Source organism: Bradyrhizobium sp. 134 (genome assembly GCF_023074155.1).
Taxonomy (GTDB): domain Bacteria; phylum Pseudomonadota; class Alphaproteobacteria; order Rhizobiales; family Xanthobacteraceae; genus Bradyrhizobium.
The window spans coordinates 303,985-321,468 of record NZ_JADPKX010000045.1; the positions used below are offsets into that span (position 1 = coordinate 303,985).

17 protein-coding genes are annotated in these 17,484 nt (G+C 63.7%); 7 read left to right on the forward strand and 10 right to left on the reverse strand.

Annotation, left to right across the window (positions count from 1 at the left end):
• Positions 1-93 precede the first annotated feature (93 nt).
• The 4 genes from IVA75_RS16405 to IVA75_RS16420 form a co-directional block, all read right to left on the reverse strand.
• Positions 94-747, reverse strand: coding sequence for a Rieske 2Fe-2S domain-containing protein (locus IVA75_RS16405; protein ID WP_247290615.1), 654 nt, complete (start codon positions 745-747; stop codon positions 94-96).
• 265 nt (positions 748-1,012) lie between these two features.
• Positions 1,013-1,477: a group III truncated hemoglobin gene (locus tag IVA75_RS16410; RefSeq protein WP_247290617.1), complete on the reverse strand. Its 465-nt coding sequence runs from the start codon at positions 1,475-1,477 to the stop codon at positions 1,013-1,015.
• Between the two features lie 135 nt (positions 1,478-1,612).
• Complete coding sequence (locus IVA75_RS16415; RefSeq protein ID WP_155809552.1) at positions 1,613-2,524, reverse strand: 3-hydroxybutyryl-CoA dehydrogenase; 912 nt, start codon at positions 2,522-2,524, stop codon at positions 1,613-1,615.
• A 200-nt stretch (positions 2,525-2,724) separates the two neighbouring features.
• The gene (locus tag IVA75_RS16420) at positions 2,725-4,203 is read right to left on the reverse strand and encodes an FAD-binding oxidoreductase (protein ID WP_247290618.1); all 1,479 of its coding nucleotides are present in this window, start codon (positions 4,201-4,203) and stop codon (positions 2,725-2,727) included.
• A gap of 223 nt (positions 4,204-4,426) precedes the next feature.
• On the opposite strand from IVA75_RS16420, the gene hisC reads away from it, so the two are divergent.
• Both hisC and IVA75_RS16430 read left to right on the forward strand, forming a co-directional pair.
• Complete coding sequence (hisC, locus tag IVA75_RS16425; protein ID WP_247290621.1) at positions 4,427-5,479, forward strand: histidinol-phosphate transaminase; 1,053 nt, start codon at positions 4,427-4,429, stop codon at positions 5,477-5,479.
• A gap of 237 nt (positions 5,480-5,716) precedes the next feature.
• Positions 5,717-6,415, forward strand: a complete 699-nt coding sequence (locus IVA75_RS16430) for an ABC transporter permease (protein WP_027566524.1) — start codon at positions 5,717-5,719, stop codon at positions 6,413-6,415.
• Here the strand turns inward: IVA75_RS16430 and IVA75_RS16435 are convergent.
• Positions 6,389-7,198 carry a substrate-binding domain-containing protein gene (locus tag IVA75_RS16435; protein ID WP_247290622.1) on the reverse strand — a complete coding sequence of 270 codons (810 nt, stop codon included), beginning with the start codon at positions 7,196-7,198 and terminating at the stop codon, positions 6,389-6,391. The two genes, IVA75_RS16430 and IVA75_RS16435, sit on opposite strands and share 27 nt — an antisense overlap.
• Before the next feature lie 172 nt (positions 7,199-7,370).
• Here IVA75_RS16435 and IVA75_RS16440 point away from each other — a divergent pair, with 172 nt between their 5' ends.
• From IVA75_RS16440 to IVA75_RS16450, 3 genes are all read left to right on the forward strand, one after another.
• Positions 7,371-7,643 (forward strand): hypothetical protein, encoded by a 273-nt coding sequence (locus IVA75_RS16440; RefSeq protein ID WP_247290624.1) that lies wholly within the window; start codon positions 7,371-7,373, stop codon positions 7,641-7,643.
• A 297-nt stretch (positions 7,644-7,940) separates the two neighbouring features.
• Positions 7,941-8,978 (forward strand): hypothetical protein, encoded by a 1,038-nt coding sequence (locus tag IVA75_RS16445; RefSeq protein WP_247290627.1) that lies wholly within the window; start codon positions 7,941-7,943, stop codon positions 8,976-8,978.
• A gap of 63 nt (positions 8,979-9,041) precedes the next feature.
• On the forward strand, positions 9,042-9,308 hold the full coding sequence (locus tag IVA75_RS16450; protein WP_247290629.1) for a TonB-dependent receptor plug domain-containing protein: 267 nt from the start codon (positions 9,042-9,044) through the stop codon (positions 9,306-9,308).
• Between the two features lie 10 nt (positions 9,309-9,318).
• On the opposite strand, the gene IVA75_RS16455 is transcribed toward IVA75_RS16450, so the two are convergent.
• A complete protein-coding gene (locus tag IVA75_RS16455; protein WP_247290631.1) occupies positions 9,319-10,635 on the reverse strand; it encodes an alpha/beta hydrolase-fold protein in 1,317 nt (438 codons plus the stop codon).
• Positions 10,636-10,926: 291 nt separating this feature from the next.
• Between IVA75_RS16455 and blaBJP the strand changes: the two genes are divergently transcribed.
• Both blaBJP and IVA75_RS16465 read left to right on the forward strand, forming a co-directional pair.
• Entirely contained in the window at positions 10,927-11,811 is an 885-nt protein-coding gene (gene blaBJP / locus IVA75_RS16460; protein ID WP_027566518.1) for a BJP family subclass B3 metallo-beta-lactamase, read from the forward strand.
• A gap of 321 nt (positions 11,812-12,132) precedes the next feature.
• Positions 12,133-14,142, forward strand: a complete 2,010-nt coding sequence (locus tag IVA75_RS16465; protein ID WP_247290633.1) for an EAL domain-containing protein — start codon at positions 12,133-12,135, stop codon at positions 14,140-14,142.
• Between the two features lie 2 nt (positions 14,143-14,144).
• Here the strand turns inward: IVA75_RS16465 and IVA75_RS16470 are convergent, their stop codons facing one another.
• The 4 genes from IVA75_RS16470 to IVA75_RS16485 are packed head-to-tail and all read right to left on the reverse strand — an operon-like array spanning position 14,145 to position 17,479.
• Entirely contained in the window at positions 14,145-14,864 is a 720-nt protein-coding gene (locus IVA75_RS16470; protein ID WP_247290635.1) for an ABC transporter ATP-binding protein, read from the reverse strand.
• On the reverse strand, positions 14,857-15,612 hold the full coding sequence (locus IVA75_RS16475; protein ID WP_027566515.1) for an ABC transporter ATP-binding protein: 756 nt from the start codon (positions 15,610-15,612) through the stop codon (positions 14,857-14,859). The genes IVA75_RS16470 and IVA75_RS16475 overlap by 8 nt, the downstream gene beginning before the upstream one ends.
• Complete coding sequence (locus tag IVA75_RS16480; protein WP_247290637.1) at positions 15,609-16,607, reverse strand: branched-chain amino acid ABC transporter permease; 999 nt, start codon at positions 16,605-16,607, stop codon at positions 15,609-15,611. Before IVA75_RS16480 ends, IVA75_RS16475 begins: the two co-directional genes overlap by 4 nt.
• Entirely contained in the window at positions 16,604-17,479 is an 876-nt protein-coding gene (locus tag IVA75_RS16485) for a branched-chain amino acid ABC transporter permease (protein WP_247290639.1), read from the reverse strand. The genes IVA75_RS16480 and IVA75_RS16485 overlap by 4 nt, the downstream gene beginning before the upstream one ends.
• Positions 17,480-17,484: the final 5 nt, after the last annotated feature.

Genomic DNA, 17,484 nt, shown 5'->3' on the forward strand with positions numbered 1-17,484 from the left:
TTGAATTCTTGTTTTGAATTCTTGTCGTTCGTCCCGTCGTCCGCCCACCGGCGGATGCGGCCTCTCGTGACGCGGGCACAACCCGCACGTCCATCATCCCGGCTGCGCGCCACCTACCTTTCCGACGAAGTTTCCGGCGACGGTGAGCGAGCCGTCAGCCAGCGCCAGCGGCAGCGCAGCGAGCCGTCGCGGCGCCGGCCCGAACACGACCTGCGCGGCCGCGCGAGGATCGTATTCGGAGTTGTGGCACATGCATTTGAGCACTTCCTTGTCGCCGACATCGCTCTTCACCCAGGCCGTGACAGGACAGCCGGCATGCGAGCAGATTGCCGAATAGGCGAGGATGCCGTCGACAGCGCGCGCTTTCGTCTGCTCGTCGAGCTCGGCGGGGTCGAGGCGGATGATCAGAATCTCGTTGAGGCGCGAGGCGCTGCGCACGACCGACGTCTTCGGGTCTTTCGGCCAGGCATGCACCGGCGGGCCGCCGGCCGACAGATCGGCCGCGGTCACGGGCTTTCCCTCTTGATCGCCTTCGGAGAACACGAGCAGATCGCCCTTCTGAGGCCGCTCGTCGGAGCCGGGCGCATCCTCGCCCGCGTGGACCTGCGTGGAACAAGCGAGGCACGCCGTGGTGGCCAACGCACTCATCAACAGCGCCCGCCGGGTTTGCTCCGTGCACGCGTCAGCTTCGGATTCCGCTGTGTTGTCGGAGGATGAAGAGGATGTGTTGAACGATGCACTCGACATGTCCACAAGCAGGCGCTGGAACTCTGCCGAAAAAAAGGCAAAGATTTTTTCCCGCAGTGCATCACAGGGTTTTGCTCGCAATGATTGAACGCGAACACGCGCATTTACGCGTATTTTTTTAATTGCAACGTCACGCTACGCGACCGGCATGATGATTTTGCAGATCAGGTAAATGCTAGCGGTATTGGTGCAATGCGCCGACGCGCGGCGCGATCGTAGCGCCATCAGTGCCGCCTGCGCATTTCTCAGGCAGGCATTCTGTATTCTAGGAGCGGAGCAGGTGACGCGGCGAAGCGATGCGACCGGCCAAGGTTGCCGACGCCATCTCAAAGCTGTCGGCGATGCGGCGCGCCCTGTCGATGAACAGCGCGGCGGCCTGCGGCGGGCAGACCTCGCGCGCGGTCTGTTCGAACAAATCGAGCCAGCGGTCGAAATGATCTCCGATCAGGTTCAGTGGCATATGCGCCCGCATCGGCGAACCGTGGTAACGGGCGCTCATCAGCACGACCGACGACCAGAAATCCCGGAGCTTGGCCAGATGCTCGTCCCAATTCTGCACGACCGCGAACACCGGCCCCAACAGCTCATCCTCGCGCACGCGCCCGTAGAAGCGGGTGACGAGTTCCCCGATCATCTCTTCGGTGATCCCGGTGCGCTCGATTGCATCCTGGGTCAGCAAATTCCGCCGCACGGCCGCAGCCTCGCGCTCGGCCTTCAGTCGATCCGACATGTCCCTTGTTATCCGTTCCGTTGTTCCCGCAGGCCGCCCGTTCGACATTGTCGGGCCGATTGCGCGCGGCGTCTTTGTCGCAGCGCAAATCGCGGGGTCCGGCGGCGAGCACTCAACACCCGCCGCGCGCCGTTGTCAGGCGCTGTAGGTGTAAAAGCCCTGCCCCGTCTTGCGGCCGAGATGGCCGGCGTCGACCATTTCCTTGAGCAAGGGGGCTGGACGGTATTTGGGGTCGTTGAAGCCTTTGTAAAAGACCTCCATCACCGACAACATGGTGTCGAGCCCGACGAGATCGGCGAGCGCCAGCGGCCCGATCGGATGGTTGCAACCGAGCTTCATACCGGCATCGATCTCTTCCGCCGTCGCAATCCCCTCCTGCAGCGCGAAGATCGCCTCGTTGATCATCGGGCAAAGGATGCGGTTGACGGCAAAGCCCGGGCTGTTCTTCGCCGTGATCGCCACCTTGCCGACGCGCTTGGCGAAATCCAGCGCCTTGGCATGGGTGTCGTCGGAGGTCTGCAGGCCGCGGATGAGCTCCAGCAGCGCCATGACCGGAACCGGATTGAAGAAGTGCATGCCGATAAAGCGGTCGGGCCGGTCGGTCGCCGCAGCGAGCTTCGTGATCGAGATCGACGAGGTGTTCGTGGCGAGCAGTGTCCGCGGCGACAGCGTCGCACAGAGATCCTTCAGGATCTTGACCTTGAGTTCCTCGTTCTCGGTCGCGGCCTCGATGACGAGATCGCAATCGACGAGCTTGGCGCGGTCGGTGGTGCCGGTGATGCGCTTGAGCGTGGCGTCGCGATCGCCCGCCGACATCTTCTCCTTCTTGACCAGGCGCTCGAGGCTGCCGCCAACCGTTGAAATCCCGCGGTTCACTGCCGCATCGGAAATATCGACCATCACGACCGAAAGCCCGGCCGCGGCACAAATCTGCGCGATGCCGTTCCCCATGGTGCCTGCCCCGATGATGCCAACGGTTTGGATCATTGCCTCAAATCCTTCATCCTTGCGGACGTGCCATACCGGCCCGCCCCTTTGTTCCTGCACCAGGGTCTAGCACCGCCCCCGGGCGGGTGCGACCTGATCCTCTCCCTTCCTTAAAGCATCCAAGGCGGGAATAAAGCCGCCTTTCGGCCGCCAAACGGCGTGATTTGGTGCCCCGGCCTGTTTGGCCCGGCCTATCTGCGGCATCCCGTCCCCGGAGGGCGCGAGTGTGCGGGGAGCACCGGGCTCGAGGCGGTAGCGGCTTAACCGAGACGAAGCACCTTGCCCGGATTCATGATGTTCTTGGGATCGAGCGCCCGCTTGATCGTGCGCATGATGTCGAGCTCGGTCCGGGAACGGTAGTGCTGGAGCTCGTCGAGCTTCTCGATGCCGATGCCATGTTCCGCCGAGATCGAACCGCCCATGGAGGTGACGAGGTCGTTGACGGCCCGTGTGATCGCCGCGGAATACTGGGAGAGCGTATCGCGGTCCATGCCCTTCGGGCCCATGAAGGAGAAGTGCACATTGCCGTCTCCGATGTGGCCGAGCGGATAGGGGCGGATCGTCGGCAAAATGGCGAGCACGGCCTCGAGACCGCTGTCGATAAACTCGGGAATCCTGGAGACCGCAACCGACACATCGTAGCTCAAGCCCGGACCTTCGGTGCGCGATGCCTCGGCCACGCTCTCGCGAATCCGCCACGTGTTGCGCGACTGCGCTTCGGTTTGCGCGATCACAGCATCCAGCACCCGGCCCGCCTCGAGTTGGTCCGCCAGGAACTGCTCCATCCTGTCCGACATGCCCGTGCCACCGTCCTGCCGGGGCCGGGCCGACGACCATTCGAGAAGGAGGTACCATTCGGTCTCAGCCTTGAGAGGATCCTGAGTGCCGGGAATGTGGCGCAGCACCATGTCGGTGCACGCACGGCTGATGAGCTCACAGGAGCCGACATTGTCATCGGAAGCGGCATGCGCCTCCGACAGAAGCTCGATGGCAGCCTTGGGATCGCGGATTGCGAGCCATGCTGTGCACACGTCTTTCGGCGCCGGCCAGAGTTTCAGCACCGCCTTGGTGATGATGCCGAGCGTCCCTTCGGCGCCCATGAACAGGTGCTTGAGGTCGTAGCCGGTGTTGTCCTTCTTGAGTGCGCGCAGGCCATCCCAGACATCGCCGTTAGCCAGCACGACCTCGAGACCCAGCACCAGATTTCGCGCGTTGCCATAACGCAGCACCTGCACGCCGCCGGCATTGGTGGACAGATTACCTCCGATCATGCAGGAGCCCTGAGCACCCAGGCTAAGCGGAAACAGGCGGTCGTGGCGCGCGGCTGCGTCCTGAAGCGTCTCGAGGATGCAGCCTGCCTCCACAGTCATGGCGTAGCCGACGGGATCGACGTTCAACACCTGGTTCATGCGACCGAGCGACAGCACGATGCCGCGGTGCATGGGCCACGGCGTGGCGCCGCCCATCAACCCGGTGTTGCCACCTTGCGGAACGATGGCAATGCCGTTGTCGTAGCAGAGCTTGACGACAGCGGAGACTTCCGCGGTGCTGGCCGGACGCACGACCGCCGCGGCCTGCCCCGCCAGTTCGCCGCGCCAGTCGGTCACGAAGGGCTGCTTGTCGTGCTCGTCCAGGATCAGGCCTTTGTCGCCGACGATGGCCCGCAAGCGGTCGAGAACGGCTGAGGTCACGGGTGCGGTCGGAATCGAGGGAGCGATGGGAAGGGCTGCACCCGGCATGTGTTCCTCTCTTTTCGGCCGTTCAGCGCCTTGGGGCGCGCAAGGCTTCGTTCTTGTTTTCATTCTGGGCGGTGGTGCAACGACCCTAGCATAGGGGTCGCGGTTGCGGGAACATCCCCGGCAGTAAGCCTCGTGCGGATTTGCGTGGAATGCTGAATGCAGGCGCACTTCCGCCGAGGTCCCGCATACCCTACTGTACCCCGATCAATTCGGATTGGAGCTCATGAGCCGTTTCTGGAGTCCGGTCGTCCACACGCTTTCGCCCTATGTCCCCGGCGAGCAGCCCAAGCAGGACGGCATCGTCAAGCTCAATACCAACGAGAATCCCTACCCGCCCTCGCCGCGCGTGCTGGCGGCGATCGCATCGGCCGCGGAGCGGCTGCGCCTTTATCCCGATCCGCGCGCAACGCGCCTGCGCGAGGCGATCGCGGCCCATTGCGATGTGGTGCCCGAGCAAGTGTTCGTCGGTAACGGCTCCGACGAGGTTCTGGCCCACACCTTCCAGGCCCTTCTGAAGCACGACACGCCGCTTCTGTTCCCCGACGTCACCTACAGCTTCTACCCCGTCTATTGCAGCCTCTATGGAATAACGCATGAAAAGGTGCCGCTCGATGCTGCGATGAGGATCGATATCTCCAACTACAGTCGACCATCGAGCGCCATCCTGCTCTGCAATCCGAACGCTCCAACCGGTATCGCCCTTCAGCGCGACGCAATCGCATCCCTGCTGGCCGAACAGCCGGACCGGCTGGTGGTGGTGGACGAGGCCTATGTCGATTTCGGCGCCGAGAGCGCCGTGCCGCTGGTTGCACGCCACGACAATCTGCTGGTCATCCAGACCTTCTCGAAGTCGCGCTCACTGGCTGGCCTACGGGTTGGTTTTGCCATCGGCCAACGACCGCTGATCGAAGCGCTGGAACGGGTGAAGGACAGTTTCAACTCCTATCCCGTCGATTGCCTCGCGATCGCCGGCGCCGTCGCCGCGATCAAGGACGAGGGCTGGTTCAGAGACACCCGTGCTCGTATCATCGCAAGCCGCGAAACCTTGGCCCGAGACCTTGGACAACTTGGCTTCGAGGTGTTGCCGTCGCTCGCCAACTTCGTCTTCGCGCGCCATCGAAGCCGGAGCGGAGCAGATCTCGCGGCAGCGCTTCGCCAGCGTGGCGTTCTGGTCCGTCATTTCGGAAAGCCGCGCATCGAGGACTTCCTGCGCGTCACTGTCGGAACGGAGGCGGAGTGTGCCCGGCTTGTTGAGGTGCTGCGTGGGTTGATCTGAGCCCCGACAGTCCCTGCATCGGCCAGCATCAAACGATGAGCCCAAACGCGGCATCGTGCCATGCCACCCGCGGCTTTGATTTCCGGCCAAATTCGAGTTACCAAACCTGCCTGCGGAGCGCGACCGCGCCGCTGCTTTGCCCGACGATACCCTCAGGGAAATATACGTGAAACACCTCCGCAGTCCTGAAATCGACGCACCCAAGACGTCGTGGCGGGCGCCGAAGCTCGGGCACGGATGAACGACTTTGCGCGATCCATCGGCGCCGCATTCACGCTGATCGGCGAGGCCGATGCAGAGCTTCTGGGCATCGTCGGACTGTCGGTGCGCGTCAGCCTGACCGCCAGCATCCTCGCGCTTCTGATCGGGGCGCCGTTCGGGGTCCTGCTTGCGATCACCCGGTTCCGCGGGCGGCAGGTCATCATCGTCCTGACCAATGCCTTGCTTGGTCTTCCACCGGTCGTGGTCGGGCTCGCGCTTTATCTTCTGCTGTCGCGGTCCGGGCCGCTCGGGGCCGCCGGCCTGTTGTTCACGCCGGCGGCCATGGTGGTCGCGCAGACGCTGCTCGCCACACCGATCGTGGTCGCACTGGTGCACCGGCCGGCGAGCCTGCTGTGGGCGGAGTATGGCGACCTGGCGCGGATCGATGGGCTCTCAACACTACGCAGCATCGGCTTGCTGTTCGCGCTGGGCCGGACCTCGCTGCTGACGGCCTTTCTCGCAGCCTTCGGCCGCGCGATTGCGGAGGTTGGCGCCATCCTCATCGTCGGTGGCAACATCCGCGGTTTCACGCGCACGATGACGACGGCGATCGCTCTGGAGACCAGCAAGGGCGACCTGCCGCTGGCGCTCGGACTCGGGCTGATCCTGCTCGCACTCAGCGTCGCAGTGTCGACCGTCGCCTTCCTGCTAGTGGGACGCGTTGGGGAAAAATAGCTGCTCGCCCCCGACCTTGTAGCCGGCGATGGCCTCCTGCCCTTTCGAAGAGATCAGCCAGTCAATGAAGGCTTGCCCGTCCTGCGCCTTCGCGTTCGCATGCTTGGCCGGATTGACCAGCATGACGCCGTACTGGTTGAACAGCCGCTTGTCGCCTTCGGTCAGGACGGCGAGCTCGCCGCGGTTCTTGAATGACAACCAGGTGCCGCGATCCGACAGCAGATAAGCATTCGACGACGACGCCATGTTCAGGGCCGGACCCATGCCCTGGCCGATCTCGCGATACCAGCCGTCCTTGGGGGCACCGAGATCGACGCCTGCCTCCTTCCAAAGCCGCAATTCGGCCGCGTGCGTGCCGGACTTGTCACCGCGCGAGATGAACGGCGCCTTCGCGGCCGCGATCTTGCGCAGCGCCTCGGCCACGTCCTTGCCGCCGGCGATCTTCGCGGGATCGCTCTTCGGCCCGACAATGACGAAGTCGTTGTACATGACATCGAAGCGCTTCACGCCCTCTCCTTCGGACATGAACTTGTCCTCGGCTGGCCTGTCATGGACGAACACGACGTCTGCATCGCCGCGCCGCCCGATGTCGAGTGCCTGGCCCGTGCCGACGGCAACGACCTTCACGTCGATGCCCGCGGCCTTCGAGAATAGCGGCAGCAGATAGCCAAACAGCCCCGACTGTTCCGTCGACGTCGTCGAGGCCACGGTGATGGCGCGCTCCTGCGCGAATGCGATCGTGGACCAGAGCAGAATCGCTCCGAGAGTCATTATCCTTTTCATGCTCGTCCTTACACCAGATGCCGGATGTTCCAAACTCTACCGTCGACAGAGACGCACAGGGAACCCCAACAAGCGCCGCAACGCGCTTGGTCATGATCGTCGCGACGCTCCCCTGTGAGGAACGTCCGCTCCGCGCGCAAGTTGTCATCAAGTCAACCCAGGAGGAAACCAGATGAAGAAGATCATTTTGGCATCCGCGTGCATCATGGCGCTGGCGACCGGCGGCGCCTTCGCACAGACACAACCCGCCCCAGGCGCATCCGGTCAGGGCGACGTCGGGCCCTCGTCCCGGGGCCCCGCGACCAAGGGCATGACGACCGGCACGTCGTCGAACATGCAGAACGAGGCCGCCGACAGCAAGGGCAAGCAGGCTCCGAGCGCCGGTGGCAGTAACACCAGTAACATGGGCAGCCAGGCCGGCGGCGGCGCGGGCTCCGGGAAGTAGGCCGGCATCGATCGGAAATCTGGAGAGGGGGCGATCGTCCCCTCTCCTCAGATGTCTTCATGCCGTCAAAAGCTTGTCGACGTCATGCGCAAAGGGTCTTGGTGTCGAACAAAGCGCATTGGCGAGGCTGCACCTTGACTGCAGTCACGCCGGCGACATCGCAGCTTCGCGCTCTGAAAGCGTGGATGTTCTGCAATTGGTCCCACCTACATTGACATCAGTGTGACAGCCGGGGATTTTTACATTGCTGGCGAATCAGCGATGGCCTCAAGCCGAGTACCTCTTGGACAACTCCCAGTGCTTTCGAGACTGATATCGTTGCTGCGCCGCATCCCCGCGGTGAAATGGGCGTTCAACCGGCTCCGGCCCGCGCCGCACGGCGGCAGCATCGACGTCGCAGCTGATGCCGCGGACGCCTCGCCCTCCCTCGTTGCCGAGATTTTAGAAGCCGCTCCGGCTCTGGACACCAGCATCAGCGCGGACACGTCAAACTGCGACGTTGCGGCCGCCGCTTCAGCCGCCGAAGACGGGACCGCCAGACCCGTCATCGCGGAGAGCCCGTCGGAAGCGCCAGCCGATGTTAGCGGCAGCGACGATTCATCCCGGGAGACGGCGGCGGAAGTCGAGCTGGTCGTCGTGGAGGAAGCTTCGGTCGCGACCATCGATGTCGAGCGTGAGACGGTCGACGTCCCCGAACTCACCATCAACAGCGATCCATCTCCCGAACTCGCGGACGACGTTGAGCCCATTGTCGTGGAGAAGGCCTCCTCCGTCGATGTCGAACTCGTCCCGGTTGATGCCCCCGCTCTCGCCATCAACGACGAGCATTCCTCCGCCGTCGACGTGGATACTTGCTCAACTCTCGACGACACGCGTGTCGCGCTTGCCTCCAGCGCGGCGGAAGTCGTCGCCAGCACGCCCAGCGTCGTCACGGATGTTGCGCCGGAGCCAGCCCTCGAGGCTCCCGCTGCGGAGATCACCAGCGCGCCGAAGATTCGTGCAAAGATCGCAGAACCCGCCGACCGCGCCGCGCTGATCCGGCAGCGTTGGACGGAGACCGGGAGCAGGATGTGGAATCCGCGCGTCCACGGCGCCGGTGATGCCACGCTGAACATCCAGGGAAGCGTCGGGTTGCTGCCGCCCGCGCCTGGCGAGACAATGCCGCGCTACGACAAGCTGGAATTCAGGATGCTCGGCGGACAAATCGTCTGCGAGGGCGTGATCGTCGAAGCACCCGCGCATGCGAGCCAGCGCAGTTTTACGCGGCTCGCGGAGCCGGGGAAACCGGATCGGGTCCGCGAACCAATGCGGGAACGCCAGGCCGCTCTCGCCTGACCCTTTATTTCCTACGACGACCAGCCCATATGATAGGCTAACGCCTTGAATTTGGGAGATCGCATGCCCACAAAATCATTGCGACTGGTTGTGATTGCCGCCCTCTGCGTCTCTCAAGGAGCCTTTGCCGCATCCAGTAAACGCCATGCGCCCGCGACCGATCAGGCGTCACCCTACAAAGCCGACCGCCTCTCCTCTTCGCGCGGAGAGACGATCCTCAACACGCCCGGCCAGACCACCGTGATGACGCGAGAGGTCCTCGACGACAAGAACGCGACGAGCCTCAAAGATGCCATGCGCTCGACCGCCGGCGTGACGATCGGACGCTAGGCCACTTCGCTCAGGGGAGCGGATAGCCCTTCCAGACCCACTCCAGCGCCGACGGCAGCGTCTGCGCGATCGTGGGCCGGTCGACGTGCTTGGCGTTGCGTACGAACAGAAACTGATAGTGGTAGCCCTTCTCCGCCAGCACCTTGGCCATCAGCGCGTTGGAGAGGGTCCAGTCGTGCATGCCGTCGGGAATGGTGGGGTTCGGATAGAACAGATCCTGGTCGCCGCCGAAGAACCAGAAGCGGATCGGCTTGGTCGGCGCAGCGACGATCAGCGGCACGCCGGGCGGCTCGGCCGGCGTGAGCACGCCCGCCTTGGAGATGAGATTGGGTGTGGCCGGCCCCGGCCATGCGCTGTGATATTCCCAGGCGCCACCGCGCAGCGACGGGTCATGCGGCCATTGCTGGTTGACCATGGTCGGCGAGAACGCCAGCACGCGGTGATAGAGATCGGGATAGAACCACGCCATCGTGAAGGCTGCCACGCCGCTTGAACTCAGCCCCATGGTCGCACGCCCATCGGGATTTTTGGTCAGCCTGACCTCGGCGTTCTTTTCGACCAGCGGCAGCACTTCACGCTCGACGAATTGCGCGTAGGCGCCTGACACCGCGTCATATTCGCGGCCGCGCTGACTGCCCTGCGCGTCCTGCCCGCCATTGCCGATCTGGATCGCGATCATCGGCGGCACGCGGCGCTGCGCGATCAGATTGTCCAGCGTGACGGCGAGATCCTTGTAGGCGTTGGAGCCACCGTCGCCGACCACGATGAACGGCGCCTCGCTGCCGCGCACATATTGCGCCGGCACATAGACGTCGATGGTGCGCGACCAGACGCCGGGATGGCTGGTGGTGACGATCATGTGCGACTTGTCGTCCGGCGCCGTGACGGTCGTCATGATCGAGGAATTGGTGCAACCAGCAAGATCGTCGCGGATCAGACCCGGATTGTAGATGGTGCTCTCCTTCGACGACAACGTGAAGGACTTTGTCGTCCCACGCGGCACGCCCTCCTTCGCGATCGTCTCCGGCGCAGGATTGTGGGTGGGACCGATGATGAAATTGCCCTCGGCATCCGGTGGCGGCAGCGTTCCGTCAGGAAGCTCCGTGGCGCGTGGATAATTGGGATTGGAGGGATCACGCGTCGGAGGCGCCGTCTTGAAGTCGAGACCCGTCGTATCGATGAAGAACGGGCCCGCCTTGTCGGTGCTGTTGGCCCCAGGCGGCACCACCATGTTCTGGGTGACGCAGGCCGGCTGCGAGAAGGCAATCGACGTGAAGGAGACGAGGGAAATCAGAGTCCCCGCAAGGACGGACAACGAATTGGTCATTTCAGCTCCCGATGCCGACGAGTCTTTCTGGCTCGCCTTGGCGCAAAGTATGACGAGCCGCCTGCGCGTGGTCAAATCCCGCCCGGCCGCGTTACCGCAATGGCCGCCATGCTCAAAACGGACAGACACGGCTATTCCGCGCATGCCACGAACTTTTTCAGACACGTGGCCGTTGCTGCCGCACCTCGCACGACGTAGCTTGCCGGTCGGCCGCGCGAAGGCCGCGCCCGATCAAGACGACAAGAACAATCTGCAAGAACAATCTGCAAGAACAATCCCGGGAGACAAACCATGAAGAAGCTCACGGCCGCGCTGTGCGCGCTGGCGTTCCTCGCAACCGGCGCGCAGGCGCAGACCGTCAAGGACTTCCTGGCGGTGGTCACCAAGAAATGGACCACGCCGTTCGAGCCGTTCCAGCTCATCGGCAACATCTACTATATCGGCACTGACGGCATCGCCGTCTACATCATCAAGACCTCACAAGGCCTGATCCTGATGGATACGGCGCTTCCGGAATCCACCGGCATGATCAAGGACAACATTGCCAAGCTCGGTCTCAAGGTCTCCGACATCAAGATCATCCTCAACACGCACGCGCATTTCGACCACACCGGCGGTTTCGCCGAAATCAAGAAGGAGACCGGCGCGCAGCTGATCGCCGGCGACCGCGACAAGCCGCTGCTGGAAGGCGGCTATTATCCTGGCGACGAGAAGAACGAGGACCTCGCCTTCCCCGCAGTGAAGGTCGATCGCGCCGTGAAGGAAGGCGACAAGATCACGCTCGGCGACACCACGCTGACGGCTCACGCCACCCCCGGCCATTCGCCCGGCTGCACGAGTTGGGAGATGACCGTCAAGGACGGCAATCAGGACCGCGAGGTGCTGTTCTTCTGTAGCGGCACGGTGGCGTTGAACCGGCTGGTCGGCCAGCCGACCCACGCCGGAATCGTCGACGACTACCGTGCGACCTACGCCAAAGTGAAGGCGATGAAGATCGACGTGCTGCTCGGGCCGCATCCGGAGGTCTATGGCATGCAGGCCAAGCGCGCCGAAATGAAGGACGGCGCACCGAACCCGTTCGTCAAGCCGGGTGAACTCGCAGCCTACTCCACAACCCTGTCGGAAGATTTCGACAAGCAGCTCGCCAAGCAGACCGCCGCGCTCGAGAAGAAATAGCGATCGTCTCGCGCTATCTTCACCTCTCCTTCTCTCCGGGGGAGAGGCGGAGCCGGCATGCCGGCTCGCACTGTGTCGATGCGACAATACGCTCCGCTGGCGCATATGGTTAGCAGAGCGTAGCCGCAATTTATGCAAGCTCTCTTTCAGCCAATCCCCGCACTTCCGCCGCCGGATATCGTTAACGCGGCCTCACCGGTGCGCGGATCGAGAAGATCCGCGGCGCGTCGAACCTCTCGCGAGGACTCCAATCTAACGCCCCCTTTACCGCCGCCGTGCAAGATCGCCCGCGTTTTGAGGAAATTCAGGGCTGATATTGCAATGCCTGTCACCAATTTGAAGTCACATCTAGCTGCCGTTGCAGAGCTGTTTCGGGTGCCGGCCGACAATCCGGAGCTGATGCGCGCGCAATTCGACGCCTTCTCGAAACAGATCCCGCTACTCTATTTCATCCTGATCACAAACACGATCGCGGTGGCTTATACCTATGTGCCGCTGGCACCGGCCTCGCTCAGTATGATCGTGCCGGCCGTGTTGATCGCGGTGACAGGCTTTCGCACATTCTGGTGGCTGCGCCAGCGCGGTGTCGTCCGCAACGATGCCGACATCCTGCGCAACCTGCGCCTCACCAATTGGATTGCAGCGCCGATCGCCGCCGGCTTTACTCTCTGGTCGTTTGCCCTGTATCCCTACGGCGACGCTTTCGCCAAGAGTCAGGTTGCCTTCTATATGGCGGTGACCGTGATCGGCTGCATCTTCTCGCTGATGCATCTGCGCTCGGCAGCGCTGATCGTGACGTTGGTCGTCGACGTGCCCTACGTGCTGTTCTACTTCGCCACGGGCGAACCGACGCTGGAGGCGATGGCCGTCAACAATCTGCTGGTCACCGGTGCGATGGTGACGGTGCTGTTCATCTATTATCGCGACTTCGCCGACCTCGTCGCCAGCCGCAAATCGCTGCTGGCGCAGCAGGCGGCCACCCAAGCCCTATCGGACGAGAACTTCCGCCTCGCCAACCTCGATTCCCTCACCGAGCTGCCGAACCGCCGCCGCTTCTTCGCCGAGCTGTCGAGCGCGTTCACCGATGCCGAGCGCAGAAACGTTCGCGTCGCGGTCGGGATCATCGACCTCGATGGCTTCAAGCCGATCAACGACAATTACGGCCATTCGGTTGGCGACCGCGTTCTGATCGAGGCGGGCCGGCGCATCCGCGAGGTCTGCGAGGGCTTCGGCCCGCAGCGGGTGGAATTCGCCAGGCTCGGCGGCGACGAGTTCGGCCTCGTCGTGTGCGGCGACCCTGACGATGCGGATTTGATGCGGCTCGGCGAACGAGTTGGTGACCAGGTCAAGCTGCCCTACCAGCTCGACACCGCCCATACCGGGCTGTCCTGTTCGATCGGTTTCGCGCTGTTCCCGCAATCGGCAACGACGGCAGAAGCGCTCTATGAATGCGCCGACTATTCGCTTTATCACGCCAAGCGCCATCTGCGCGGCCGCAACGTGATCTTCTCGAGCGAGCTCGAGGCCGAGATCCGCAGCCGCGGCGTCATCGAGAATTTGCTGCGCACTGCCGATTTCAGCACCGAGATGGACCTGGTGTACCAGCCGATCGTGGACGCCATGAGCGAGCATACCGCCGGCTTCGAGGTCCTGGCGCGCTGGCACAGCTCCCGCCTCGGCCTGGTTTCGCCGGCCGATTTCATTCCGGCCGCCGAGCGCATTGGCCTGATCCGGCCGCTGACGCAGGCGCTCCTGGTACGCGCGCTCGCGACGGCCAGGACCTGGCCCGACCACATCCGCCTGTCGTTCAACCTGTCCGCCCACGACGTCTGCTCGCCCGAGGGCATCCTGCCGCTGATCACCATCATCGAGAAGAGCGGGCTACCGCCGCACCGGATCGACTTCGAGATCACCGAGACCGCCGTCACCTTCGATTTCGTACGCGCACAACAGTCGATCGCGGCATTGAAGGCGATGGGCTGCGGCATTTCGCTGGACGATTTCGGCACCGGGTACTCCTCGCTGAGCCACGTGCACTGGCTGCCGCTCGACAAAATCAAGATCGACCGCAGCTTCATCGCCGACGTCAACGACAATCCAGTGAGCCACAAGATCATCAAGTCCCTCACGGGCCTCTGTGACGACATGGAGATCGCCTCCGTCGCCGAGGGCGTCGAGACCCGCGCTCAGCTCGACACCCTGCGCCGGCTGGGATGCGACTTCATCCAGGGCTACTACTTCGCCAAGCCCATGCATGGCGACGCCATCGACGAGTATCTCGCCAGGGAAGGCCAGCGCCTCGGCGGCGCCGTATCCAGGGTCGTGGCCTAAAGTCAGACCGCGCAGTAGCGCTCCTGGATGTCCTTGTCCGCCAGCAGCGCCGCGGCGCTGCTTTGATGCACGACTTCACCCTGATCGATGATCACGGCACGGTCAGCGAGCCGCAGCGCCCATTCGACGTTCTGCTCGACCAGGAGCAGCGTCTTGCCTTCGTCGCGCAGGCGACGGAACAGCACGCCCATCTCCTCGACCAGGACAGGCATGATGCCCTCCGACGGCTCGTCGAGCAGAAGCATCTTAGGCTTTGCGATCAAGGCGCGTGCAATCGCCAGCATCTGCTGCTCGCCGCCTGACAGCGTGACACCCTCCTGGTCGAGGCGCTCCTTCAGGCGCGGAAAGGTCTCGGCGATCTCGTCGATCGCGACGCGCTCATCGATGTCGCTTCCTGCCGCGACGAGGCCGAGACGAAGGTTCTCGCGCACGGAGAGACCGGGGACGATGCGGCGCTCCTCGGGGACGTAAGCAAGGCCGAGATGGAAGCGCTGATGGGCGCGCAGCTGCAGAAGCTCCCGGCCCGCAAACCGCACGCGACCCGTCGCCTTCGGCATCAGGCCCATCATCGACCGCAGCGTGGTGGTCTTCCCGGCCCCGTTGCGGCCGACAAGGGCAACGACCTCGCCGGGCTGCACATGCAAGGAAATGCCGTGAAGGACGTGGCTCGCGCCATACCAGGCGTGGAGATCCCTGATTTCGAGCAGTGCAGTCTCAGCCATAGCCTTCACTCTGTCCGAGATAGACCCGGCGGACCTCCGGATTGCTCCTGATCTCATCGGGCGCGCCGTCCGCAAGCAGGCGGCCATGATGCAGCACCACGACGCGCTTGGATAGGCCCAGCACCATCTTCATCTTATGTTCGACGAGAAGCACGGTGCGCTTCTCGGCGAGCCGTTCGAGCAGCGCGACCATGTCCTTGGTCTCCTCCGGCCCCATACCAGCGGTCGGCTCGTCGAGCAGAAGCAATTCCGGCTCCGAGACCAACGCAATCGCGATCTCCAGCGCGCGCTGCTGGCCATGCGACAGGAACTTCGCCAGTTCGGCGCGCCTGCCAGATAGCCCGACTGCGTCGAGTGCAGCATCGGCGCGGGCATTGAGCTCTGTAAGTCGGGCGCGGTTACGCCAAATGTCGTAACTCACGGTCAATGCCTGCGCCGCCACGCGGACGTTCTCGTGCACCGACAGGTCCGGGAAGATGTTTGTGATCTGATAAGAGCGCGAGATGCCCTGATGCACGAACCGATGCTGCGGAAGGCCGTTCAGCTCGCGTCCTCTGAAATGCAGCTTGCCTGACGTCGGTGTCAGCGCGCCGGAGAGGATGTTGAAGAACGTGCTCTTGCCAGCGCCATTCGGCCCGATGATCGAGGTGAGCTGTCCGGCCGCAAAAGACACGGTGATGCCTTCGAGCGCGACGAAGCCGCCGAAGTGCTTGCCTATCCCCTCGGCACGAAGCAATTCGTCGCTCATGGCCGCGCCTTTCCGACACCCAATGTGTCGAGCAGCGTGCCCCAGATGCCCTTGGGCAGGAACAGCACGAACAGGACAAAGATCGCGCCGACGAAGAGCTGCCAGTGCGGGGTCCAGACCGAGATGACGTCCTCCAGAATCAGGAACGCCGCCGCGCCAACGAACGGCCCGAAGAAGCTGCGCGCGCCGCCGAGCAGCACCATCATCACGATCATGCCCGAGGTCTGGTAGTGCAGGATGTCGAGCGGCACGATCGACAGATGTAGCGCCAGCATGCAGCCACCGAGCGAGGAGATCGCGCCTGACAGCATGAACACGATCAGCTTGCTGCGCTCGACGTCATAGCCGCAGGCCCGCGCCCGCTGCTCGTTCTCGCGGATGGCCTCGATCACGGCGCCGAAGGGCGAGTTCAGGATGCGCGACTGGAACCACATCGCCAATGCGGCGAAGGCCATCAGCACATAATATTTGTTGACGGGGTCGAGGAAATTGACGGGGAAGCCGAACAGGCTGATGCGATCGACGGTAAAGCCGCGCAGGCCATTCTCGCCACCGGTGAAGGACGAGGCCTGGAGCGCCACGTAATAAACGAGCTGAGCCAGCGCAAGCGTCACCATGGAGAAATAGATGCCGCGCGTGCGCGTCGAGACGATGCCGATCGCGGCGGCGAGGCCTGTGCTGAGGAGGACGGCGATCGGGACCGCGGCGAACCAGGGCACGCCGTAACGGCCGATCGCAATGCCGGTGAAGTAGGCGCCCGCACCGAAGAACGCGGCTTGGCCGAACGACAACAACCCCGTGTAGCCGAACAGCAGATTGTAGCCCATCACCACGACGCCGTAGATCAGGACGTTGACGGCCAGCGCGTAGGACGGCAACAGCCAAGGCAACACAGCCAGCACCCCGATCGAGAGCAACACGCGTTGGTCGAGAAGCCGGCCGAGCCCGACGGACGAGAGTTTGGCGACCGCTTCGCCGCTCGATGGTGAGGTCACGCGGCCCTCCCTCTGATGCCGAACAAGCCCTGCGGGCGGATCAGCAGCACCACGGCCATCAGCGCGAACATGACGATGGTCGCCATCTCCGGCGCGAACAGCGCGACCAGGCTGATCGAGATGCCGACCATGAGGCCTGCGACGACAGCCCCGACGATCGACCCGAGGCCGCCGATCACGGTCACCACGAAGGCTTCCGCCAGCACCAGCGATCCCATCTCCGGATTGACGCTGCGCATGGGACCCGCGAGCACGCCGCCGAGCGCGGCCAGCCCGACGCCTAGCCCGAAGATCGCGAGCCAGACCCGGCCGATGTCGACACCGAGCACCTGCATGATGGTGGGATCGCGGGCGCCCGCACGCACGATCAAGCCGATCCGCGTCTTCTCCAGCGTCAGCCAGAGCACCAGGAGCACCACCGCCACCAGCGCAATGACGAACAGGCGGTAGCGCGGGAAGAAGCCGATGCCGAGATCGAGCACGCCGATCAGCTGCGGCGGGGTCGGAAACGGGATGCCGTCGCTGCCGAACACGATCCGGACGCCCTCGACCAGGATGTAGCTGAGGCCGAAAGTGAGGAGCAGTGGATCGTCGATCGAGCGCCCATAGAGCCTTCGGATCAGGACGAACTCGATCAGCATGCCGAAGGCGCCGATCAGGATGGGCGCCAGCAGCAATCCCCACCAGAAGCTTCCGGTGAGAGACGCCAAATACAGCCCCGCATAGGCCCCGATCATGAACAGCGCGCCATGAGCGAAATTGACCACCCCGAGCATGCCGAACACGATCGTCAGTCCAAGCGCAGTGATCACCAGGACCGCCCCAAGGGCGATCCCGGAAAGAAGCTGCATGATGATCAGCGACAGGTCCATTGCCC